The sequence below is a fragment of the Salipiger thiooxidans genome, assembly GCF_900102075.1.
GTDB lineage: Bacteria > Pseudomonadota > Alphaproteobacteria > Rhodobacterales > Rhodobacteraceae > Salipiger > Salipiger thiooxidans.
This window is the reverse complement of the sequence record NZ_FNAV01000021.1, coordinates 1-22110: the sequence shown is the minus strand read 5'-3', so window position 1 is coordinate 22110 and position 22110 is coordinate 1. Positions and strand designations below refer to the sequence as shown.

Annotated in this window: 16 protein-coding genes and 1 pseudogene; 11 read left to right on the top strand and 6 right to left on the bottom strand. The window is 65.4% G+C overall.

Features of this window, described 5'->3' with window-relative positions:
* Nucleotides 1–59: 59 nt before the first annotated feature.
* Nucleotides 60–542, bottom strand: coding sequence for an MSMEG_0572/Sll0783 family nitrogen starvation response protein (locus BLQ77_RS23840; RefSeq protein ID WP_089963331.1), 483 nt, complete (start codon nt 540–542; stop codon nt 60–62).
* Nucleotides 543–823: 281 nt separating this feature from the next.
* Here BLQ77_RS23840 and BLQ77_RS23835 point away from each other — a divergent pair, with 281 nt between their 5' ends.
* The 4 genes from BLQ77_RS23835 (at nt 824) to BLQ77_RS23820 (ending at nt 5422) form a co-directional block, all read left to right on the top strand.
* Entirely contained in the window at nt 824–2191 is a 1368-nt protein-coding gene (locus BLQ77_RS23835) for an aminotransferase-like domain-containing protein (RefSeq protein ID WP_089963329.1), read from the top strand.
* Between the two features lie 451 nt (nt 2192–2642).
* The gene (locus tag BLQ77_RS23830) at nt 2643–3041 is read left to right on the top strand and encodes a hypothetical protein (protein WP_089963327.1); all 399 of its coding nucleotides are present in this window, start codon (nt 2643–2645) and stop codon (nt 3039–3041) included.
* A 39-nt stretch (nt 3042–3080) separates the two neighbouring features.
* On the top strand, nt 3081–4655 hold the full coding sequence (locus BLQ77_RS23825) for a tyrosinase family protein (RefSeq protein ID WP_089963325.1): 1575 nt from the start codon (nt 3081–3083) through the stop codon (nt 4653–4655).
* Nucleotides 4656–4666: 11 nt separating this feature from the next.
* Nucleotides 4667–5422 (top strand): copper chaperone, encoded by a 756-nt coding sequence (locus BLQ77_RS23820; RefSeq protein ID WP_089963323.1) that lies wholly within the window; start codon nt 4667–4669, stop codon nt 5420–5422.
* 16 nt (nt 5423–5438) lie between these two features.
* On the opposite strand, the gene BLQ77_RS23815 is transcribed toward BLQ77_RS23820, so the two are convergent.
* Nucleotides 5439–8705: a VWA domain-containing protein gene (locus BLQ77_RS23815; RefSeq protein WP_089963321.1), complete on the bottom strand. Its 3267-nt coding sequence runs from the start codon at nt 8703–8705 to the stop codon at nt 5439–5441.
* A gap of 660 nt (nt 8706–9365) precedes the next feature.
* Here BLQ77_RS23815 and BLQ77_RS23805 point away from each other — a divergent pair.
* Both BLQ77_RS23805 and BLQ77_RS23800 read left to right on the top strand, forming a co-directional pair.
* On the top strand, nt 9366–10031 hold the full coding sequence (locus BLQ77_RS23805; RefSeq protein ID WP_089963317.1) for a potassium channel family protein: 666 nt from the start codon (nt 9366–9368) through the stop codon (nt 10029–10031).
* Between the two features lie 39 nt (nt 10032–10070).
* Nucleotides 10071–11378, top strand: a complete 1308-nt coding sequence (locus BLQ77_RS23800) for a TrkH family potassium uptake protein (RefSeq protein ID WP_089963315.1) — start codon at nt 10071–10073, stop codon at nt 11376–11378.
* 299 nt (nt 11379–11677) lie between these two features.
* Here the strand turns inward: BLQ77_RS23800 and BLQ77_RS23795 are convergent, their stop codons facing one another.
* The gene (locus BLQ77_RS23795; protein WP_242661842.1) at nt 11678–12505 is read right to left on the bottom strand and encodes a GntR family transcriptional regulator; all 828 of its coding nucleotides are present in this window, start codon (nt 12503–12505) and stop codon (nt 11678–11680) included.
* Nucleotides 12506–12557: 52 nt separating this feature from the next.
* Between BLQ77_RS23795 and BLQ77_RS23790 the strand changes: the two genes are divergently transcribed.
* Nucleotides 12558–13940 carry a YfcC family protein gene (locus BLQ77_RS23790; RefSeq protein WP_242661841.1) on the top strand — a complete coding sequence of 461 codons (1383 nt, stop codon included), beginning with the start codon at nt 12558–12560 and terminating at the stop codon, nt 13938–13940.
* A 444-nt stretch (nt 13941–14384) separates the two neighbouring features.
* Here BLQ77_RS23790 and BLQ77_RS23785 read toward each other — a convergent pair whose 3' ends face one another.
* Together BLQ77_RS23785 and BLQ77_RS23780 are read right to left on the bottom strand one after the other, a co-directional pair.
* A complete protein-coding gene (locus tag BLQ77_RS23785; protein ID WP_008886178.1) occupies nt 14385–15599 on the bottom strand; it encodes an Aq_097 family APC-type transporter in 1215 nt (404 codons plus the stop codon).
* A gap of 550 nt (nt 15600–16149) precedes the next feature.
* The gene (locus BLQ77_RS23780; RefSeq protein ID WP_089963311.1) at nt 16150–17379 is read right to left on the bottom strand and encodes an oxidoreductase; all 1230 of its coding nucleotides are present in this window, start codon (nt 17377–17379) and stop codon (nt 16150–16152) included.
* Nucleotides 17380–17478: 99 nt separating this feature from the next.
* Between BLQ77_RS23780 and BLQ77_RS23775 the strand changes: the two genes are divergently transcribed.
* From BLQ77_RS23775 to BLQ77_RS23760, 4 genes are all read left to right on the top strand, one after another.
* The gene (locus BLQ77_RS23775; RefSeq protein ID WP_089963309.1) at nt 17479–18372 is read left to right on the top strand and encodes a LysR family transcriptional regulator; all 894 of its coding nucleotides are present in this window, start codon (nt 17479–17481) and stop codon (nt 18370–18372) included.
* Nucleotides 18373–18950: 578 nt separating this feature from the next.
* Entirely contained in the window at nt 18951–19955 is a 1005-nt protein-coding gene (locus BLQ77_RS23770; protein WP_165617188.1) for an ABC transporter substrate-binding protein, read from the top strand.
* A complete protein-coding gene (locus tag BLQ77_RS23765; RefSeq protein WP_008886116.1) occupies nt 19955–20992 on the top strand; it encodes a FecCD family ABC transporter permease in 1038 nt (345 codons plus the stop codon). The genes BLQ77_RS23770 and BLQ77_RS23765 overlap by 1 nt, the downstream gene beginning before the upstream one ends.
* A complete protein-coding gene (locus tag BLQ77_RS23760) occupies nt 20989–21753 on the top strand; it encodes an ABC transporter ATP-binding protein (protein WP_089963305.1) in 765 nt (254 codons plus the stop codon). The genes BLQ77_RS23765 and BLQ77_RS23760 overlap by 4 nt, the downstream gene beginning before the upstream one ends.
* 117 nt (nt 21754–21870) lie before the next feature.
* Here the strand turns inward: BLQ77_RS23760 and BLQ77_RS23755 are convergent.
* A pseudogene (locus BLQ77_RS23755) lies at nt 21871–22110 on the bottom strand (IS5/IS1182 family transposase); the annotation flags it as partial.

Below are 22110 nucleotides of genomic sequence, written 5' to 3'. Positions count from 1 at the left end.
GGCCGCGGTCGGGCAGCCCGGCGGCCGGAGGAACGGGGGGCGTCCTCCGGCGGGGTGGCTCAGACCGTCCAGGTGTCGAGGATCACCGCGTTGGCCTTCTTGTGCAGGAGGATGCAGTCGAGCACGTCCTGCGGCGCGATCGGAACGATGCCGGGCAACAGCGAGGGCTCGCCATGACCGTAGAGCGCCTGTAGCGCGAAACGGCAGGCATACACCTTGCCGCCTTCGCCCATGAACTTCTTGAGATTGACTGCAAAGTTCTGGTGGCCGGGGAAGGCCTCGTCGCCCAGCGTCGGGAAGCCGCGCTGGATGCCGAGGGTGACGCCGGGGCCGTAGAGCAGGATCGAGGTCTCGTAGCCCTTGCGGTTCAGGCGGATGGCATTGAGGATGTTGACGAGGCCGATGGAGCCCTCGAAGGCGACGGTGTGGAAGGTGACGAGCGCCTTCTCTCCTTCGTCCGCCTTGACGTCCTCGAAGACCTTCTCTTCGTAGTTGACGAAGACATCCCCGTCCTTGTGCGCTTCCTTGGTGACTTCAGGCATCGTGCCCTCCTTGTTGGTGGTGCCAACAGGGATGGCGCGGGTAAATTGATTGCATCAATAGTCAGTTCAATATACATACAATAAAAGGGGCATTGATTGCTAATCTTTGGCATCAATGCTGGTATTTTGTGCATCTCCGGATGGGTTTCCCGTCGTTTTCACTGGTCCGAACGACATTCCGGGCGGGTGATCCGGTCAATGATTCTGGCGAGGCCATACAATTACCCCTTCAATCTGGGGGCGGGGTGGCATACACATTCCGAAACGCGAAGGCAGGACTGATGATCGACTGGATCCCCGACACCCTCGACAGCGGCAAGCCGCGCTACCAGGCCATCGCCGATGCCATCGCGGGGGACATCCGCAGCGGCAAGCTGGCGGACGGCATGCGCCTGCCGCCGCAGCGGCGGCTCGCGGCGGCGCTGGGCATCGACTTCACCACCGTCTCGCGCGCCTACGCCGAAGCGCAGGCGCGGGGCCATGTCGAAAGCCACGTCGGGCGCGGCACCTTCGTGAAGGGGCGGGTGGTCAGCGACCGCCCCGACCCGTCGCGCAGCAACGAGGCCGACCTGTCGATGAACATGCCGCCCGAGCCGCAGGACCCCGAGCTGCGCCGGCGCATGCAGGAGGGGCTGGGTTACGTCTCGGCCAACCTCATCGACCTGCTGCGCTACCAGTCGGCCACCGGCTCCGAGCGCGACCGTGTCGCGGCGTCGAGCTGGCTCAGCATGCGCGGCATGGTGCCCGCGCTCGAGCGGGTGGCGGTGACGCCCGGCGCCCATGCCACCATGGCGGCGATTCTCGCGCTCATCACCCGCCCCGGCGACACCGTGCTCTGCGAGGCGATCACCTATCCCGGCTTCCGCAACGTGGCGGGGCGGTTCCGGCTGAACCTCATAGGCATCGAGATGGACGGGAGCGGCATCCTCCCCGAGGCGCTGGACGCGGCGATCCGCGAACACGGGCCCAAGGCGCTGTACCTCAACCCGACGCTGCAGAACCCCACGACGCTCACCATCCCCGAGGCGCGGCGCCTCGAGATCGCAGCGGTGCTGCGGCGGCACGAGCTCATGCTGATCGAGGATGACGCCTATGGCTTCATCCCCGCCAAGGCGCCGGCGCCCATCGCGCTCTCGGCCCCCGACCTGACCTGGCACATCGGCGGGCTCGCCAAGTGCATCGGGGCAGGGCTGCGGCTGGCCTTCACCATCGCCCCGACGCCGCGCTGCGCCTATCACCTCGTGCAGTCGATCCGGGCGCTGTCGGTGATGCCCTCGCCTCTGTCGATGGCGCTGGTCACGCAATGGATCGAGGACGGCACCGCCGACGGCATCCGCCGCTTCATCCGCGCCGAGAGCGCCGCCCGGCAGGCCATCGCCGCCGAGGTGCTGACCCACGTGCGCTACCGCGCCGCCGAAAACGCCTTCAACCTGTGGCTCGATCTGCCCGATGGCGTCGGGCGCGCCGACGTGGTCGCGCGCATGGCGCGGCGGCAGCTCGGGCTCATGCCCTCGGACGCCTTCACCGTGCTGGGGAGCCCGGGCGAGCAACTTCGGGTCTGTCTTGGCGGGCCGGCCACGCGCGAGGCACTGCGCGAGAACCTGCATTTCCTCGCCAACGCGCTGGCACCGCACAGCTTCATGGGCTGACGGCGCCGGGTCCCCGCCAAGCAAACGCACACGCGAAAAGTGTACATCGAAAATATAGGCGCACTCGCATAGGTAATGTGAGCGCAACCGCGGGTGAATGTGGTAAGGTCACCCCACTAGGGCGGTCTCGAATCGACCGGAGCATCCTGACTGTTCAGGCCGCGCCCGTTTCGCGATCTCGAGACCCTGTCCAGGAGGCTTCGTGGGGCCGTGTCGGTCGAAGGCCGGTCCCGAATTCTTCCTGTTGAAACATGGATCTGCCGCGAGACGCGCCGATCTCGGAGATTTTTCCGACAGCGCGCCGCGGCAGCGGTCACGAGTGATGTGCCGCGCCGCTTTCCGGTGTTCCGGCCCGACTGATTCCGGTCGGTCGTCACGAATGCCGACCCCGGGCCGGTCCACAGCGCACTGCATCGATATTTCAGAGCAAAGCGATTGAAAGGACCACGTGATGACCGTCGATTTCACCGGGACCTGGGCGTACCGAAGCCTCGTCAACTCTCCCGACCTGACTCTGCCATTCAATGACCTCGCCTTCGGGGCGGGCACGCTCGAGCTGACCGAACCCGCCGCCTGCGACATCGGCGGCACGCTTGGCGGCCCCGGCTGGTCGCTGGTGCTCAGCGGCACCGCGACGCCGGGCGAGCCGCCGCGGCTGCGCTGGCAGGGGCGGGGCACCATCGGCGGCGAGCTCTGGGTCTACGACTACCTCGGCTACCTCGTGCCGCACTGGGAAAACGGCGTCGGCCAGACCGACACCATCGTCGGCAGCATCGTCCGCAGCGTGCCGCATTCCGACGGCCAGGCCGAGGCCGGCGTCACCGCCACCTTCTTTGCCGTGCGCGCCTGACGCGCGGCCCCGCAACCGACCAGCAGAAGGATCCGTGTCATGTCCCAACTCAGAACCCGACAGAACGTCTACAAGCTCGGCAGCGCCTGGGCCGATCCGATCCTGTGGTATGCGCGCGGGGTACAGAAGCTGAAGGAGCGGCCGCTGGCCGACCGCACCAGCTGGACCTTCTACGGCGGCATCCACGGCATCTTCCGTGCGCTCTGGGATTTCTACGGCATCACCGACCCCAACGAGCCCGGGCCGAGCCAGGCCGACACCGACACCTTCATCGACCAGTGCCAGCACCAGAGCTTCTTCTTCCTGCCCTGGCACCGGGGCTACCTGATGGCGATCGAGACGCTGATCCGGTCCGAGATCGAGGCTCTGGGCGGCCCGCACGAGAGCTGGGCGCTGCCCTACTGGAATTACTTCGGCGACGGCCAGAACGCGCTGCCGCCCGAGTTTCGCAGCCCGGACTGGCCGGACGGCACCGGGGACAACCCGCTCTTCGTGGTTCAGCGCTGGGGGCCGATGGGCGGCACGCAGCCTTTCGACATCGCCTCGCGGACCAACCTCGACCCGCTGGGGGACCCGGTCTTCACCGGCCCGGGCGGCGGGGTGAGCACAGGGTTCGGCGGCCCCGCCACCGGCTTCAACTGGCAGGGCGGCAGCAGCGGCGGGCTCGAGATGAACCCGCACAACATCGTCCACGGGCTCGTGGGCGGGGGCAGCCCCACCGACACCTTCAGCGACGGCACGCCGCTGCCGGGGCTGATGTCGACGCCCACGGCCGCGGCGCTCGACCCGATCTTCTACCTGCACCACTGCAACATCGACCGGCTCTGGCAGAGCTGGAACGTCTTCCCGGCCGGCAAGCCCTCGGCGGCGCCCACCGACTGGCAGAACCCCAACAACCTCGACTGGCTGCAGGGGCCGGCGCGCAGCGGCGAGCGGCGTTTCGTGATGCCGAAGCCCGACGGCTCGGAATGGGTCTACACGCCCACCGAGATGCAGAAGATCGACGCTTTGGGCTATGAATACGATGACCTGACGCCGGGTGCCGCGGTGCAGGGCATGGACATGGCAGCGCGCCGCGCCGTTCTCGGCATTGCCGCCGCCGCAAGAGGAGGGCCCGCCGTGGCAGCCAGCAGTTCCGAGATGATGGGCGCAAGCGACAAGGGCCTCGCGCTCTCCGGCAGCGGTGCCACGCGCACCACGGTGCGCACCGATGCGGCGGTGCGCGGGCGGGTCAGCAACAGCCTTGCCGGGCGCGCCGCCACCGCGCCGGACCGGGTGTTCCTGAACCTCGAGAACATCACCGGGCTCTACGACGCGGTGATCTTCGAGGTCTATGTCGGGCTCGCCGCGGATGCGGATGACGCGACCCGGCAGGCCCATCTGGCGGGCAACGTCTCGCTCTTCGGGGTGCGGCAGGCGTCCGACATGGCCGGCAGGCACTCGGGCGGCGGCATCAACGCCACGCTCGAGATCACCGGCATCGTCGACAAGCTGCACCTCGCGGGCAATTTCGACGCCGACGAGTTGTCGGTCGAGATCGTGCCCATGGACGAGATCCCCGAGGCGGCGCAGATCCGTATCGGCCGCATCAGCCTCTACCGGCAGTTCGAGTGAGGCGGGGCACGGTGCCACAGGCGGGGCGCGAGCTGGGGCGGGTCGCCGCCCCGCTGGCGCTGCTGGCCGTGCCCGCGTGGCTGTTTCTGGCGCTGGGAAGGGGCGGCATCGCGGTGCCCGAGCTCTGCTCCTCGGCGCTGCTCTGGTCGGTGCCCTCGGCCGAGGGTCTGCGCTATGCCTTCACCTTCGTCTCGCCGCAGGCGCTCGCTTTGGGCTGGGTGCTGATGGTGGCGGCGATGATGCTGCCGACGCTTGGAGGGACGCTGGGATACGTGAGGGCGCGCAGCCTCGGGCGGTTCCGGGGGCTGCTCGTGGCGCTGGTGATCGCCGGCTATCTCGCGGTCTGGCTGGCGGCGGGGCCCGTCATGCTGGGCCTTGCGCTGGCGCTGCATCTGGCCGCGCCGGGCGGCGGGCAGGTGTTCATCGCGGCGCTGGCCGTCGCCGTCCTGTGGCAGGTCTCGCCGTGGAAGCAGGCGGCGCTCAACCGCTGCCACCGGCGCCCGGCCATTGCCGCGTTTGCACCGCAGGCCCATGGCGATGCGCTGCGACTCGGGCTGGGCTCGGGGCTCTGGTGCGTGCAGAGCTGCTGGGCGCTGATGCTGGCGAGCCTCCTGACGCCGGGCTGGCACTTCGCGACGATGGCTGTGGTGGCGCTCTTCATCTGGGCCGAGCGGCTCGAGCCGCCCCGGACCCCCGCATGGCGCCTGCGCGCGCCGCTTCGGGCGTGGCGGCTGGCGAGCTTCCGCCTCGCCTCGGCGGGGCGCTGAGCAGAGCGCGGAGACATTACCCTGCGAGGATCTCGCGGATTTTCTCGATCTCTTCTCTGGCGGGCCCGAGCAGCTCTTCGGCGATGCGGCACTCGGCGCGGCCGTCCCCGATCAGCACCTGCAGGGTCTTCAGACGTTCCAGCAGGTCGGGAAGGATGTCGCGGATCGCGGCCTCCTGATCGGCGTCGGGGCGGGCGCGGGTGATCAGCCGCTGCATATCGTCCGGCAGGGTGGCGAAGGCTGCGAATAGTGTCGCGTCTGTCTGGCCCCGGCAGAGCAGCACGGTGATCTTCTCGACCGTGTCCAGCACCCGCGGGAAATCGAGCTCGCCCTGCGGGTCGGGGATCAGCTTCGGCCCCGGCACGCAGGCGTCGTCGCGGCCATCCTGATCGCGGTCCTGGCCGCCCTCGACCGCGTCGGGGATGCCGTCGTTGTCGCTGTCCTCGTCGCGGAAGTTGGGGATGCCGTCGCCGTCCACGTCCTCGACGAAGCCGCGGCATTCGAGCTCGTCGGGAATGCCGTCGCCATCGCAGTCGCGGCCGTTGCAGGGCGGGTCCTCGCCGTCGACCACCAGAAAGCTCATGGTGGCAAAGCGCCGGAACGGCTCGACCCGGACCGCCGCGCGTTCGGGGCCCGAGAAGATCGGCTCGCCGGGCATCACCCGGGTGCCTGCCGGGGCGTCGCCGGTGACCGTCAGCTCGTAGAGGCCGTTGAGGACGAGCCCCGACAGATCTGCCTGGAAGACGCCGCCGACCCCGGGGGCGAAGGACACGATCGACGTGGCGCCGTCCGGCCCCTTGAGCAGCCCGCCGATCTGCACGTCCTCGCGATCGAGATCGACGTAGTAGCTGATGTCGGCCCTGGCAGTGCCGCGCGTGCCCACCGGCAGGATGCGCGGCCGCACGTCGGTGAAGAACGCGGGGCGCGGGTTCTCGATGAAGGCCAGTGCCGTGGCGAACTGCCCGCCGGGCCGCGCCGGGAAGGCCGAGAGCGTCCAGTCGCCGGGCTCGGGCGCCACCACCTCGATGTAGATGTAGTGGCTGTCCACCGTGAGCTCGGGCGAGCCGGGGCCGAAGGTGGTGCCGTCGGGGGCGGTGAGGCGGATGTTGACGCCCCATTCGCGCATCCGCACATTGCGGCCCGAAACGAAGGCGGTGAGCGCCTTGGCGCCCTTCTCGACGGGGATGCGGAACGAGCGGTTCTCGGTGACCCTGATGCCCTGCTCGGCCAGCTCGGGGTTGGTCTCCTGCACCCGGTCGGGATCGCGGGCAATGACGAAATCGGTGCGCGGCAGGGCAAGCGCGTTGGCGCCGTAGCTGCCTGCGAGCTCGGCGAAGATCCCGGTGAGGGCATTGACGTTGCGCGCCTCGTAGACCTGTCCGCCGGTGCCCGGGGCGATGTCGGTGAGCTCTTCGCGGTCGACGTCGTTGCCCGCGGGGATGGCGTGGATGCGCACGCCGATGTCGTCGAGTCGCTCGGCCGCCGCGACCGGGTCGCCGCCGGCGGTGTTGAAGCCGTCTGTCAGCAGGTAGGCGGTGCGGACCCGGCCGACCTCGGCCACGCGGGTGAACTCGCCGGTCGAGGCGTCGAACGCGTCGCCGATGGCGGTGTCGCCGCCGGGCGAGAGGGCGTCGATGGCGTCCTTGTAGTCCTGCGCATTGCCCGCGTTCAGCGTGTCGATGGGGCGCAGCAGGGTGTTGCCCTCGTTGAACTCGAGCAGACCGAGGTCGATGCCCTGGCTTGTCTGGAGGTCGACGAAGGCGCGCCCGGCGGCGCGCACGAACTCGATGCGGCTGTCGGCGCAGTCGCCCTCGTCCACGGTGCTGTCATTGTCGTCGTCGAGCCCGTTGAGGCAGACCTCGGCCTGCCCGGAATTGGATGACCACGACATCGAGCCCGAACGGTCGACGATCATCATGATCTGATCCGAGCCCACCACGTCATCGACAAAGCTGACCGCCCGGAAGCAGGTCGCGGGCGGGGCCTCGGCGGGCAGGGCGGGGGCGGTGGTGAACGGGTAGTTCCGCACCAGCGTGTCCCAGCCCGAGAGCCCGCCGTTGACCAGCGTCTGCTGGGTGGTCTCGAAACGGCCGGTGCCCGCGTTCCAGCGCTGCGCGCAATCGGCGGCGTTGCATTGCGAGGTGCCGTCGTGGGTATCTGAAACGCTGGTGATGCCGACGCCGGTGGTCAGCCCGTCGGTGCCGCCAATGGTGCCGAAATCCAGGGCGACGGTGAGGTCGCCGGCGCCGGTGGTGAGGCCGGTGACGTTCATCGAGGGCGAGGCCTCGGACACCGAGGCGAGCGAGCCGTCGGCGTTGAACTGCAACGTCCAGCTCTCGACGACGCTGATCACCCCCTGCGAGCCGCCGATGGCCGCGCCGTCCACCGCCGCGGTGATCTGCCATTCTGCCATGTCGGTGCGCGTGCCGAAGAGCGAGATGACGGCGGCGGGCAGGTTGCCGATGTCGTCGATGGCCTCGACGTCGCGCCGGAAGGTCGAGGTCGCCTCGGCGGTGGCGAAGCTGGTGCCGTCGAAGAGCTGCACGGTGTCGGCGGTCGAGAGGTTGCCGTCGAGGGCGATCGAGGTGATCGGCGCGCCCATGGGGCAGGTGCCCGAACCCTGCAGCGGGTCGTGGTTGGCGGCGACGCTCAGCTCGGACATGAGCACGAACTGGCAGCTGCCCGACGGGCAGTCCGCGCCGCGCAGGCAGGCGGCCCCGTCGTTGCCGCCGCCGACGCACTGGATCCGGCCGGATTGCTGCATGATCGAGTGGTTGCGTTCGTCGATGCTGCCCGCGTCGAAGCCCGGCCCGATGCCGCAGGAGCCTCCGAAGCGGCGCTGCTCGTCGTATTGTTCGCCGAGCCCAAAGGCGTGGTGGCCCCATTCGTGCAGCCAGACGTCGGCGCGCCGCAGGTCGACGTCGTACATGTTGAGATGCCGCCCGAGGGTGGTGAGATCGCTGCCGTCGGTGGTGAAGCTGCCGCCGGCGCGGCCGTTGATGGCGTGGATCCAGAGCGCCGCGCGGTCGAGATCCTCCTGCGCCTGCGTGAGCCGCACCTGCCGGACCCGCATCTGGCCGTCGGTGGCGTCGCAGATCCCCAGTGCGAGCTGTTCGATTGCCGCCTTGGTGTCGTCGATCTGTGCGGCGCTGGGCGGGAAGTTGAAATGGACGCTGAAGTCGAGGTCGCCGTTCGAGGGATCGACACTGCCGTCACCGGCCAGCGTTTTCGAGGCAATGCAGAGCAGAAATGCCGCAATACGGAAACGGGATCGTGTGAACATCGGAATCCCATGAATTTGTTTCGAATGGTCGCAAGTGTACCACGAAAACGGTGATCATAAAACGAGTCTCAGCAACCTTGGGGTGAAAGGGCTCTCAGATCGGGGCTGCGATGGCCCTGGCCCGGAGGGGCGGCGTGGGGCCAGCTGTTTGTTCCCACGGTTTGATGGTGCGATCCATTCGCTGGAATGGAAGGAAGCCCGATGGGACAGCTACGTCACGGCAGCGCCACGACCACGCACGCCATTTGCGATAGCCAAGGCCACAGAGGAAGAGCCTGTTTTCACGCATCTTCGGTCGCCAGTCCCTACGTTTTCTTCGTCCGCCATGCCGCCATACGCTGGAGGCGCGGAGAAGGTCGGAAGCGAGCTCAAACTGACGAGAGCCCGTCAGGCCGGTTTTTCACGCGCAGCGACGCGCTCAGCTTGTCGGCCGGCCCAGTGCTGACCTTGGCCTGCCTGACGATGCAACGCGATGCCATGGATGAGCGTCTCGGGAAAGCAGAGCGGCAGCGGCGGGCTGTTCCATCATCGTCAGGTCAGAGCCGCGACCTGCGGGCCCATTAGCGCTGATGCGAAATGCAGAGGGTGCCTCGCGGCTGGTCTGCCAATTGACAGCTCTGATGCCCGGCTTTACCTCCTGCATTCTTCAAGGAGGCCATCATGCCCAAACCGAAGTCTCGCAGTTTCGCCGTCATCGGCCTTGGAACCTTCGGCACAACCGTCGCGTCTGAGCTGGCCCGGTTCGGCAATCACGTGCTTGGGATCGACTTGCAGGAACGCAACGTCTCACGCGTCGCTGACACGATTGCCGAAGCGGCGATTGCCGACGGACGCGACGACCAGGCGCTGCGCGAGGTCGGAGTCGGCAGCTACGATGTTGCCGTCGTCGCCATCGGCGAAGAACTCGACGCCAACATCCTTTGCACCATGAACGTCAGGATGCTTGGCGTGCCCACGGTCTGGGTGAAGGCGATGAACCGCACGCACCATCGGATCCTGTCCAAGCTTGGTGCCGACCGGGTGATCTTGCCCGAGCAGGAAATCGGTCGCCATATCGCCCAGATGCTGCACAACCCGCTGGTCCGCGACTACGTGAGCCTCGGCAACGGCTTCCACGTGGTGGACTTCCGCGTCCCCCAAAGCCTCGACGGTACGCGCATCGACAGGATCGGCCTTGCCGAGAAGTTCGATCTTAGGGCCTTGGGGCTCATGCGCGGCAGCGACTATGTGGACTGCGAGGCCGGGACGACCGAACTCAAGGCCGACGACAAGCTGCTGCTCCTCGGACGCAGGGAGAACCTGCGCCGCTTCGCGGACGGGCTCTGAGCGCCGATGCGGCCCGTATGGTCCAGGGGGGTATGGCGCATGCAGCTGCCCCCGCCAGCGATCCTCGCCGGTCTCTACGCGGTGCTGATCGTCCTGGGTGGCGCTCTGCTGATGCTGCCTGCGGCGACGGCGATCCCGATAACCTGGTCGGACGCGATCTTCACCGCCGCCTCGGCCGTGACCGTGACCGGCCTCGTGATCTCGGACACCGGCAGCCAGTTCACCCTGTTCGGGCAGGGGATCATCATGGTGCTGATCCAGCTGGGCGGGCTGGGGTTGATGACCTTTGCGGTGCTGTTGCTGTCGATGCTGGGCCTTCCGGTGACGATCTCGCAGCGCATCTTCCTGCGCGAGGATCTCAACCAGACTTCGATCAGCGACCTGCTGGTCCTCGTCCGCGGGATCCTCAAGACCGTGCTGGCCTGCGAACTCTTGGGCGTCGCGCTGCTGTCCGTCGTCTTCGTGCCGGAATTCGGCTGGGGCGAGGGGCTGTGGCAGGCGCTTTTCCATACCGTCTCGGCTTTCAACAATGCGGGCTTTGCGCTCTTCCCAGACAGTTTGTCGCGCTATGTGGGCAACCCTGTCGTCAACCTCACGATCCCGGCGCTGTTCATCTTCGGCGGGCTGGGGTTCATCGTGGTGACCGAGGCCTACGGCAAGCGCCGCTGGCGGGCGTTCTCGCTGCACACAAAGCTCATGGTGGTCGGCACGCTGGCTCTGATCGTGTGGTCCGTGCTGACCTTCGCTGCGCTGGAATGGACCAACCCTGCGACGCTCGGCGGGCTCGCCGGTACCGGTGACAGGCTGTGGGCCAGCTGGTTCCAAGGAGTGACGACCCGCACCGCAGGCTTCAATACCGTCGACATCGGCGGCATCCACGACAGCACCTCCATGATGTTCATGTCCCTCATGGTGATCGGTGGGGGCAGCACCTCGACGGCCGGAGGCATCAAGGTGACCACCTTCATCGTCCTGTTGCTTGCGACCGTCGCCTTCTTTCGGCGTAGTCAGCAGCTGCACGTCTTCGGGCGGAGTATCGGCGCCGAAGAGGTCATGAAAGTTCTGGCGCTGACCATGGTAAGCCTGATGACGGTTCTGGTCGCGATCTTCCTCGTGACCCTGTCCCACGATGGGGACTTCATCGACCTTGCTTTCGAGGTGACCTCGGCCTTCGGTACGGTCGGATTGTCACGGGGAACCACCGGAGAGCTGGACGGCTTCGGTCGCGCGGTGATCATCGCCGTCATGTTCGTCGGCAGGGTTGGACCACTGACCCTGGGCTTCTTCCTCGCGACACGATCCAAGCCCCGGGTCCGGTACCCTGCGAGCAAAGTTTATCTCGGATAATCCTGCGCAAGAGCTTGCTTTTATTAGCCTTGACCGCGCCCCCACCTGCGCCTGGCACCCGTCGGGCGATACCTGCTAGGTTGAATCCTCCGGCGCAGCCTCTCAAAGTACCGTGCGCTGCGACGGCGAAAGCTCAGGTGTTTTCCACCATTCAATCGTCCGGTCAGTAGCCGTTACTTTCGTCGAAACATCCTTTGGGGGCCCGGTCGCTGCTCAGTGGGCCGTGTGTTGCCTCACTGCTCGAGGAAGAGCGCCGAGTTTTCCCCGCGGACCCGCAACTTGGCGGCGTGGGGAAACTCTCAGCTCTCATCGACCCCCCACCAGCGCATTGTCTGATGGCAGTGGTGGTCAATTGCCTTCGCAGCCTGTTCGGCGTCCTGGGCGCGCAGGGCTGAGATGATGGCGAGGTGCTCTTCCATGGCGCTCGCAATGCGGTCGACCAGAAAGGCGCGGGTGGCTTGAATGACAGCAAGACGGTTTCGGTTGGCCTCATAGACGCCGCGCAGAAAAGGGTTGTTCAGCCCGCTCGCCAGCAGGTCGTGCAGGCTGAGATCGGTTTCAAGGGCCTGCGCCGGCAGATCGCCATTCCTGCCGGATTGCGCCAGCTGCAGCATCGTTTCATGCGCGCCCCGCAAACGGTTGAGCGGCATCGGCACGCCGCCCTGGATCAGACGGCAGGCACCCTCCTTGTCCAGCAGGGCCCGCATGTCCAGGCAGGCGCGCGTCAGTTCAGGACTCGCGTCCATCACCACGATGCCGCGCTTGGGCAGGATGCTGACCAGGGATTGTGTCTCCGCCCGTTTGACCGCCTCGCGGGTGGCGGCAATCGGAAAGCCTACCAATTCCCCAAGTCTGGGCATGGAAATGAACTCGTTGGCCCTGAGGGCGCCTTGCCGCAAGGCTGCGAGCAGCGCCTCAAAAGCCTGGTCCGCCTGCAGTGCTTGTCCTGATCCGGTCGCGTCTTTCATCCTCAACCCTCTGAATATCAAGTAAATCAGGAAGTCCTTCAAGAAATCCAGATAGATGCCTTCGGTAATTCTTGATTGTGCCAACCATAGCATAGCACCTAACATTTTACAAAAGATGTCAGAAAACATTTGAAACGAGACAGCAAGGGAGGAACGCATGTCAACACAGCGACAGGAGATTGAAGCGGGAGTTCAGGAGGAGGGGATCCGGATGCCGCATATCTACGTGATCCTGTTCGTGTTCACGGCACTGGCCGCGCTGGCAACGCATTTCGTGCCGGCCGGGCTCTACGACCGGGTGATATTGCCCAACGGACGCAGTGCCGTCGATCCAGGCTCCTTCCGCTATGTCGAGGCCAGCCCGATAGGCTGGGAACAGTTCATGCTGGCCGTCCCGGAAGGGTTGGTGAACGCCTCGACGGTGGTGTTTTTCACCTTCATCATTGGTGGCATGTTCATGGTGATCCGCCGCACTGGCGTGATCGATGTGGTGGTGGACAAGCTGACCCGGCGCTTCGCGGCGCGCAGCGTGCTGATGGTTCCCGCGCTGATGGTGGTCTTTGCCGTTGTGGCGACACTGATCGGCACTCAGGAGTTGGCGCTGGTCTATGTGCCGGTGATCCTGCCGTTGATGATCGCGCTGCGGTTCGACTCGATCACTGCGGTTGGCACCGCGTTGCTGGCGACCACTGCGGGCTTTACCGCCGGAGTTCTGAACCCGATCAACACCGGGCTGGGCCAGACCATCGCTGAGTTGCCTCTCTACTCTGGCGCCGGGTTGCGGATGCTGCTGTTTGTTTGCCTTCTGGGGGCCGGGATCGCCTACCTGATGCGCTATGCGCTGCGGGTGCAGAAAAACCCGAAGACCAGCCTGCTGGCCAATGACCCCAAGGAAGCCGCCAAACGCGAAGCCTATGTACATGACCTGGATGCGCCGGCTATGCGCTTTACTACCCGTCAGGCCTGGGCCGGAGTGGCCGCGCTCATGTTCTTTGGTCTGATGGTCTGGGGTGTGCTGACCCGAGGCTGGTTCATGATGGAAATGGCGGGGCTGTTCGTGTTGATGGGCGTGACAGTCGGACTGATTGCGGGGCTGTCCACGGGGAAGATCTGCGACGCCTTCAATGAAGGTTTCCGCGACGTGCTGATGGGCGCGATCATCGTCGGCCTGGCCCGTGCGGTGGCAGTCATGCTGGAGCAAGGCCAGGTGATGGACACGCTGGTTTATGGCTTGGGCAATCTTGTCGGCGACTTCCCAAGCTCGGTCTCGGCAGTCGGGATGTTCGTGTCGCAGCTTGGCTTCAACTTCGTGGTGCCGTCAGGCAGTGGTCAGGCGCTGGTTACCATGCCGATCATGGCGCCGGTTTCGGATCTGATCGGGGTCACCCGCCAGAACTCGGTGCTAGCCTTTCAGCTGGGCGATGGCCTCTCGAACATCTTCTACCCGACTTCCGGCTATTTCATGGCAACGCTCGCATTGGCCGGGGTGTCCTGGGACCGGTGGGTCCGGTTCTTCCTGCCGCTGTTCGGGTTGTGGATCGCAATTGCAACTGCATTCCTGATTTACGCGCAAGCAGTGAACTGGACCGGCTGAAGCGAAGGCGGGACCTAAACGGAGCATGCGGCGGTCGCTTGGCGGCCGCCGTGTTGTGTTTTCAGTATTGCGCAAGGTGCAAACCGGCCTGCGTAAGATGATCTGTGCCTGCTGCTCCATTCCGGCTCGTGCGGAGCGGCACAGGGATGCTTCAGGGGCTTGATGATAGCTGGAACCAGGGGGTCGCTGCGGGAGCTGCCCTTACGCAGGCAGCCCGAAGCGGACCTTTCAAAGATGGCTACCGCCGGACGTGTTCACGGTCACCCCGGGCCTATTCCGTTGAAAACCTCGTGCGTGCCCTCTCGGCAGATTTGCTACGCAAATCGCCTGCCGGGTAACAGTACGTGGCGCTGCCGTGACGAACTTGTCCCATAGGGCTTCCTTCCATTCCAATGAATGGATCGCACCATCACACCGTGGGATCAAACACCTAGGGTCTGCAGGTCAGGCGCCTGCGGGGATGCCGAGCACGGCGAGGGCAAAGGTAAGCACGGCGAGAAGGCTGAACCAGACCGCCTTGCCGTTGTCGCCGCGGTGGCGGGCCACCAGGACGGCGACGATGCATTGCAGCGCATAGAACAGGGCGAAGGCGCGCGAGGCCAGGCTGACGATCGAGACCACGTCCGTCGCCCAGATCACGCTGACCGCGACCGCGCCGATCACGACATAGGCGTGCCGGGGGGTGATGTGCTTGTGCGTCGTGTCGCTGACCAGTTCGCTGGCACCGATACTGTCGGCGACCGACGCGCTGAACTGGCTGGCGATGGCACCGGCGGTGACGATGAACGGCAGCCAGGGCGTGACCCGCCCGATCACCTCGATGAACCCGGCGACATCTGCCGTCGAGGTGAAGAACGGGAACAGCGGGATCATCAGCAGGAAGAAGATCACGTAGACGATGGACGAAACGATCTGCGCCCGGGTCATTGCCTTGATCCGGGTTTCGCCGTCGTAGAGATCGCCCATGAACCGCGTGGTTTCGAACCCCTGCACGATGATCAGCAGACCCATCAGGAAGCGCAGCGAATCCCAGTCGAAATGATGCGGCACGGCGGCTGCGGCAGTCCAGCTGTAGCCCTGCGGCAGCGTCGTTCCGAAGATCACTAGTCCGGCCAGCAGGGCGACAATCGCCGCGAGGTTGGCGCTGACGGTAAAGACCTCGGCCCGCTCGACACCCTGCAGCCCCTTGGTTGCGCCCAGCAGGCAGATGGAGGAGATGATCACCGTTGCGACGACCTTGCCCAGCAGAGGATCCTCCCAGCCCAGCAGTTTCAGCCCGAAGGCCGCCAGCAGCACGAGGTAATAGGCGACCGAGATGAAATAGGCGCCGATCAAAACCAGATGCGACATGGTTTCGAAGGATTTGAGCGGGTGGCCGGCCTCGGCGGATTCGAACTCCGGCTCACCGTAGCGGATGTTGTAGCGGATCGCGCCACCGATCAGGAATGCCAGCAGGGTCAGCCCGATCACCGCGGGGATCGCCCAGATGCCGATTGCGCTGGCCAGCAGGGGCACCGAGACCAGGAAGCCGCTGCCGATGATCGAGGCCAGGGGCGTGACCGTGGCCAGCCAGTTCCGGTTCCGGCGCACCGGGCCGCTGATCAGGACTGCAAAGGCGATCACGGCGACGACGATCAGTGTGCCATCCAGCCAAGTCATGCCGTGATCCTTCAATATGCGCGCAGTGACGTCCACTGCTATACGTATAGCCGCTTCTTTGAAAGCGGATCCTGCCGGTGTGCATGCGGCGCCAGGGCAGGGGCGCGACTCAAGCCCTCGGGATGCCAGACCGTGCTGACGATGCCACCAGTGGCCGGTTTGGGGACGCTGCGCCGCAGCGAAACCCGACCTGGCGAACGACGGCAGCTCTGGGCCGTGAGCGACGCGCGCTGCGCCCCTCCGGGTGTTCGACTCGCTGCGCCGCCGCAGGTCGGCTTCGAGCCCTTGCGGAAGTGCCAAATATCCACTGCGCGCGCTCGCAGCGGCATTTGCGCTGTGACGCGGCAGATCCCCAAGTCGCATCGCAGCTGCAGATCCGGTCGTTTGTCCGCCACGCACCGAAACCTTCGAGAGCAGCGAGGCGTTGTTGCAGAGCTCTGTCTGCGAAGGATTCACATTGTGAATCCATGCGCCTAGACGGGGTGCGCTGCGCCGTGTCGCAGCGTTGCCGATGAGGAAAACTTGTCGCTTCCGATTGAACTCAGGCGCATCATCCGAGGTCGAAGTGACTGCGCCAGATGTCCGCTTTCCGGGTTTCATGTTCCGTATAGGCTTCTATGGCTCGACCAAGGTCTTCGCTGGTGAGTGCGGCGTGGCCGTCGGCAATTTCGGCTATCCGCATCGTGTACCAAGCGGTCACGCCGCCTTCAGGCGGGGCGGCGAAACGCGGAAAGGACGGTGTCGCCGCATCGCCGCAACGCCACAGCTCGGGGAGATCCGGCGCTATCGCGAAGGCTCGGGCGAGGCCGACTGCGTCGGCAACTCCGCCGGCGACGATCTCCCCAGCCTGGGACCTGGTCTTGATCCCGCCGGTCAGGAGCAGGGGCTTTGTCGTGACCCCGCGCGCGGACCGGGCGAACGCGGTGAAATACGCCCCAGCCCCCCGGTCCTCCGACGTCGCAGGAGCGCCCGGAAAATAGGTCCCGCCGCTGATTTCGATGAGGTCGATCGAGGTATGATCGAGCGCGGCAACGACGTGCAGGGCCTCCGCTTCGCTCAGTCCACCATCAAGGCGATCCGTCGCGTTGATCTTGATCCCGATGGGAAAGGCAGGGCCGACGGCCGATCGAACCTCATCGATGATCCTGATGACGATCTGCAAGCGGGCACCGATCGGGCCGCCATACTCATCGCCCCGCCGGTTGAAGAGGGGCGATAGGAGCTGGCTGAGCAGGAACCCGTGGGCCGCATGGATCTGGACGCCCCCGAAGCCGGCTTCCTGCGCCAGGCGAGCCGTATGCGCAAAGGCTCGCGGCAGGGCAGCGATCTCTTCCGCATCGAGCGCCCCGCACGTCAGTCCTGGAAGATCGAGGGCACTCGGCCCTTTCAGCGTGCCGATTGCCGGATCCGTCAGCGCACCGGCATGGCCGAGCTGAAGCCAAAGATGACCGCCGCCGGCAGCACCCTCCTTCGCCAAACGAGCGAACCGGCTTGGATCGGCCCGATCGTCGAGCACAAGGTTCCCCGAAGCCTCGGCAAACCGCGGATCACCCTGAACCTCACCAACGATGGAAAGCGCAGCGCCGCCGACGGACCACCGGCGGTAGAGGGCGATCTGCGCGTCAGTCGGGTGTCCTGTCCCGTCTCCGAGGCGGTCGGACATGGCGGACTTCACAATACGGTTCTTCAGACGCGCGCCACAGGGAAGCTGCAGCGGGGTGAAGAGGGCATCGCAATTCGGGCCGGCGGAAGGCTCGGCCGCATAGATCGAGAGGGGCATGGATTATCCTTGTCGTCTTGGAATGAATAATACCTGCCATGTGCTTCTGAGCGTGATAATCCCTTCATGAGGCAATGGACATGTGAGCTGAGGGCACGAATGTCACAGGATGGGGATCTCGCGATCTTTCACGCCATTCTCGATGCCGGGAGTTTCGCCGGCGCGGCGCGACATCTCGGGGTGACGCCTTCTGCGATCAGCAAGCGCATCGCGCAGATGGAGGGGCGTCTGGGCGCGCCACTGTTCGTCCGCACGACGCGCCGCATGACGCTCACGGAGGCTGGCCAGACCTACGCTGCGAGGACGAAAGATCTTTTGACACAACTGTCGGCGGCCGAGGACGAGATCGCCGAAGGCATAGGAGCCATCCGTGGGACGATCCGCCTCACGTCCTCGATTGCGCTCGGACGGCGGCATGTCCTGCCCATCGTCCTGGATTTCAGCGAGGCCTATCCGGACGTGGCGGTGGACCTCACGCTGACCGACGCGCTCGTCGATCTCATCGAGGACGGTTATGATCTCGCAGTGCGCAGCGCGGCTCTGCCGGATTCAGGGCTGATCTCCCGCCGGCTGGCGGGCAATCGACGGATCATCTGTGCCGCTCCCGGTTATCTGGCGCGGCATGGCGCACCGACGCTCCCGCACGATCTCGCTGGACATGCTTGCCTGACCCTGAACATGCGGGGGCCTTTCAACGCGTGGCGGCTCGGGGATGATTGGGATCGCCCGCTTGAGTTGGGGCGCGGGTTCAGCTGCAACTCCCTCGATGCCTTGCATGCCGCCTGCCTCAGAGGATTGGGCATCGCGCGCCTCCCGTCTTTCCTCGTCGCCGAAGATATCGCGAACGGGCGCCTCGTCGCCTTGTTCGACGATGTTGAAGGTCCAGCTGAACGCTCCACGATTTCGCTGCTGCACCCTTACACCACCGTGGTTCCGCGCCGGGTTCGCCTTCTGGCCGATGCTCTCGTGGAGGGGTTTCGTCACCAGGTCTGAGGAGCTGAAGCTCGCCAAGTCGGGCTCGACGCCCGCATCGGTGTGCAGGGTCGTCGCTGGTCTCGAAGATTTCGGTGCGCGGCGGGCACGTCAGGTCAGACCAGTCTTGTCTTCCCGGTCAAATGCGCTGTGCCATCCGGTATTGTGCGGTGGCTGTGCGCCGCTTTTTCAAGGTCGTCGCGTAAGCCACGAGTGCCGCAGTCTTCAGGATATCGTTGTCGCCCGGATATTCAGTGCGAAGAAGAGATGGAGGGCAGTAGCCCTTAACCGCCCCGGACGCAGGGCCGTCTTCCAGGGGGCCGGAGTGCCCTTAACCGGGCCTCATTCTGGACGCTCGGTGTCCGTCGCCCCGGGCGACCATCTGGGCGACCATTTGAACCAGTCAGCTTGCCTGCAGATATGGTCGACCCGCCCACGTGGATCTCGGCAGGAGATCTGATCCTGACGGCTTGGGTTCGTCGGCATCGCATCGCGCATTTGGAATGCTGCCGAGATTCCGACAAAAACACTCTTGTATCTGCGAAGTGAAGCTTGTACCCGATTTCCGACAAAACAGCTCAAGTAAGAGATCATCTCTGATGAACACCGCCTACACCGTTGCATTTTCAACCGCTTTGGCGTTGTCAGCGGCTGCCGTTCAGGCGCAGACCAACTATCCTCTGACGATCGAGAATTGCGGCCAGTCGGTTACCTTCGACGAGGCGCCGCAGAACGCCGTGGCTTTGGGTCAGAACAGCGCTGAGATCATGCTGTTGCTGGGCCTCGAAGACAGGATGGCCGCCACCGCCTTCTGGCCCAACTCGGTGTTGCCCGAACTGGCCGACGCCAACGACAAGGTCGAATTGCTGACAGTGGAATTTCCGACACTGGAATCAGTGCTGTCGGCCGAACCAGACTTCGTGGCGGCCATGCTCACCACCCTGCTTGGTCCCGACAGCAAGGTCGCCAAGCGGTCTGATTTCGAGGAACTGGGCATTCCGACATATCTGTCGCCAAGCGCCTGTTCCACAACGCTGGACGCGAACGATGCCTACGGCTCGCGTGATGACCTCTGGAGCATGGATCTGCTCTACAAGGAGATCGAGGACCTCTCACGGATCTTCGACGTCGCTGACCGCGGGCAAGCCCTGACCGAGGATTTCAAATCGCGCGAAGCGGCACTGCGCGAGCAATTCGCAGAGAACGAGGATCTGACCTTCCTCTTCTGGTTCTCCAGCCCGTCGCCCGCCGACGATGCCTATCTTGGCGGCGGCAATGGCCCGTCGGGCTACATTGCGGACATCCTTGGTGGCTCGAACGCCATCACGACCGAGGCTGACTGGCCCGCCGTGGGCTGGGAAGGTATCATGGCCGCCGACCCGACGGTGTTTGTCGCGGCACAGGTAGATCGCAACCGCTGGGATCTGGACGCAGCCGAGACCAAGATCGACTTCCTGACGTCGGATCCCACCGTCAGCCAGATGGATGCGGTCAAAAATGGCCGGATCGTCGTCATGAGCGGCGCAGCGATGAATCCCAGCATCCGCACCCTCTACGGCGCCGAGCAAGTGGCCGAACAACTGAAGGCGCTTGATCTTCCGTGATGACGTCTGAGACGACAGAGAGCGGAACCGCGCGGCTCGCCCTCTTCCTTTGCCTGTCGCTGATCGTCCTGGTCTTCGCCGTCGCTGCCGCGACGGCGATTGGCGATTATAACATCCCCTTGCGGACGGTCTTCCTGTCCGTGACCAACGAACTGGGCCTGACCGGCGCCGAGATCGCGCCCATCCAACAAAGCGTCGTCTGGAACCTGCGCCTGAGCCGCGCCCTGATTGCGGCGCTTGCGGGCGCGGGTCTGGCGATCTGCGGCGCGATCCTGCAGGCGCTTCTGCGCAACGCGCTGGCCGAGCCTTTCGTGCTGGGCGTCTCGGCGGGCGCCTCGACCGGGGCGGTCTGCGTCATCGTGCTGGGGATCGGCGCGGGCAGTCTGTCGCTGTCGCTTGGGGCGTTTGCCGGGGCTTTCGCAGCCTTTGCCCTGGTGGCGCTATTGTCGAACGGGGCGACCAGCGGGCCGAACCACACGATCCTCGCCGGGGTTGCGGCCTCGCAGCTGTTCAATGCGCTGACCTCCTACATCGTTACGACGTCGGGCAATGCACAGCAGGCGCGTGATGTGATGTTCTGGCTCCTGGGCAGCTTTGGGGGGGTACGCTGGCCGGATTTCCAACTCTTGCTCGGCGTCGTGATCCTCTGCTTCACAATCTGCATCTGGATGGCGCGGTCGCTGGACGCCTTCACCTTCGGGGATGAGGACGCGGCTTCGCTTGGTGTTCCGGTGGCCCGCATCCGCATCGTGCTGTTCGGCGTGACCGCGCTTTTGACCGCGACGATCGTCAGCATGGTCGGAGCCATCGGCTTTGTCGGTCTGGTCGTACCCCACGCGGCGCGGTACGTCGTGGGGACCTTGCACATGCGGCTTCTGCCGGCCTGCGCCATGACGGGCGCGGTCTTCATGGTGCTCGCCGACATCGCTTCGCGCATGATTGCGACACAGCAGACGGTGCCCATCGGGGTTGTCACGGCGCTGGTCGGTGTGCCTTTCTTTGCCATCATCCTTTATCGTGCGAGGCCACAGACATGAGCGTTGTTGCCCAGAGCCTGATATGGGGTGTCAGGCGCCGAACCATCGTATCAGACGTGTCGTTTAAGGTCGTGCGTGGTGAGACGCTGGGGCTGATCGGCCCCAACGGATCGGGCAAGTCGTCCCTGTTGCGGCTGCTGGCCGGGTTGAAGCGCCCCATCTCGGGCCGGGTCGAGATCAACGGGCAGGACATCGCGCAGGTCCCGCGCAAGGCGCTGTCGCGGCAGGTCGCCTTTGTCCAGCAAAGCGCGGCCACCGACACCAATGTCACCGTGGCGGATGTGGTGCGGCTTGGCCGGACACCGCACAGATCTGCCCTTGCAGGCTGGTCCGATGGCGATGAGGCCGCCGTGGCCCATGCGCTCGATCGCGTCGACATGGCATCGCGCAAGAGGCAGTCGTGGCAGACCTTGTCGGGGGGTGAGCGTCAGCGCGTGCATATCGCCCGCGCTTTGGCGCAGGCCCCGCAGGTGCTGTTCCTGGACGAGCCGACAAACCACCTCGATATCCACCACCAGATCGAGATCCTGCGCATGGTCCGCGATCTGGACCTGACCAGCATCATCGCCCTGCACGACCTCAACCTCGCCGCCATGTTCTGCGACCGCATCGTCGTGCTCGAGGCCGGGGCGGTCCGCGCCTGCGGCACGCCCGACGCCGTTTTGACGCAAGAGACCCTGCACGACGTCTTCCGCGTCAAGGCTCATATTGTCCCAACACCCGAGGCCCACCGGCCGCATATCCGGTTCAGCCCGGAGTGAAGCGGACAACGGTGCTGCCGAAAGGCCTCGCGGCGCACTCACGGCCCGAAACGAACGAAACCCGGCTCTGTTGCACAAATCGGCTGAACGCCGAGGTTCCCCTTTTCCCAGACGGACTTATCCTACAGCTTCCGTGACGGGTATGCCGAGCGCGGTGTAGCCGTTCAGGACGACGATGCGGACTTGGAGCTCGGCGACCTGTCGGTCGAAGTCCCGTGCCATGAGCCGCTGGCCCAGCAGTTTCACACAATGCATCTTGGTCTCGACGCGGCTCCTGGGGTGGTATCCGCTCCCTCGTCGCCAGGGGGCCCGGCCGAGGTATTTCGCGGCGCGCAGGGCCTCGTTTCGGGCGGCCGC

Excerpts from the sequence above, each read along its gene's own strand:
- BLQ77_RS23840 (WP_089963331.1), bottom strand. The coding sequence starts at position 542 with ATGCCTGAAGTCACCAAGGAAGCGCACAAGGACGGGGATGTCTTCGTC.
- BLQ77_RS23835 (WP_089963329.1), top strand. The coding sequence starts at position 824 with ATGATCGACTGGATCCCCGACACCCTCGACAGCGGCAAGCCGCGCTAC.
- BLQ77_RS23830 (WP_089963327.1), top strand. The coding sequence starts at position 2,643 with ATGACCGTCGATTTCACCGGGACCTGGGCGTACCGAAGCCTCGTCAAC.
- BLQ77_RS23825 (WP_089963325.1), top strand. The coding sequence starts at position 3,081 with ATGTCCCAACTCAGAACCCGACAGAACGTCTACAAGCTCGGCAGCGCC.
- BLQ77_RS23815 (WP_089963321.1), bottom strand. The coding sequence starts at position 8,705 with ATGTTCACACGATCCCGTTTCCGTATTGCGGCATTTCTGCTCTGCATT.
- BLQ77_RS23805 (WP_089963317.1), top strand. The coding sequence starts at position 9,366 with ATGCCCAAACCGAAGTCTCGCAGTTTCGCCGTCATCGGCCTTGGAACC.
- BLQ77_RS23800 (WP_089963315.1), top strand. The coding sequence starts at position 10,071 with ATGCAGCTGCCCCCGCCAGCGATCCTCGCCGGTCTCTACGCGGTGCTG.
- BLQ77_RS23795 (WP_242661842.1), bottom strand. The coding sequence starts at position 12,505 with ATGCGTTCCTCCCTTGCTGTCTCGTTTCAAATGTTTTCTGACATCTTT.
- BLQ77_RS23790 (WP_242661841.1), top strand. The coding sequence starts at position 12,558 with ATGCCGCATATCTACGTGATCCTGTTCGTGTTCACGGCACTGGCCGCG.
- BLQ77_RS23785 (WP_008886178.1), bottom strand. The coding sequence starts at position 15,599 with ATGACTTGGCTGGATGGCACACTGATCGTCGTCGCCGTGATCGCCTTT.
- BLQ77_RS23780 (WP_089963311.1), bottom strand. The coding sequence starts at position 17,379 with ATGCCCCTCTCGATCTATGCGGCCGAGCCTTCCGCCGGCCCGAATTGC.
- BLQ77_RS23775 (WP_089963309.1), top strand. The coding sequence starts at position 17,479 with ATGTCACAGGATGGGGATCTCGCGATCTTTCACGCCATTCTCGATGCC.
- BLQ77_RS23770 (WP_165617188.1), top strand. The coding sequence starts at position 18,951 with ATGAACACCGCCTACACCGTTGCATTTTCAACCGCTTTGGCGTTGTCA.
- BLQ77_RS23765 (WP_008886116.1), top strand. The coding sequence starts at position 19,955 with ATGACGTCTGAGACGACAGAGAGCGGAACCGCGCGGCTCGCCCTCTTC.
- BLQ77_RS23760 (WP_089963305.1), top strand. The coding sequence starts at position 20,989 with ATGAGCGTTGTTGCCCAGAGCCTGATATGGGGTGTCAGGCGCCGAACC.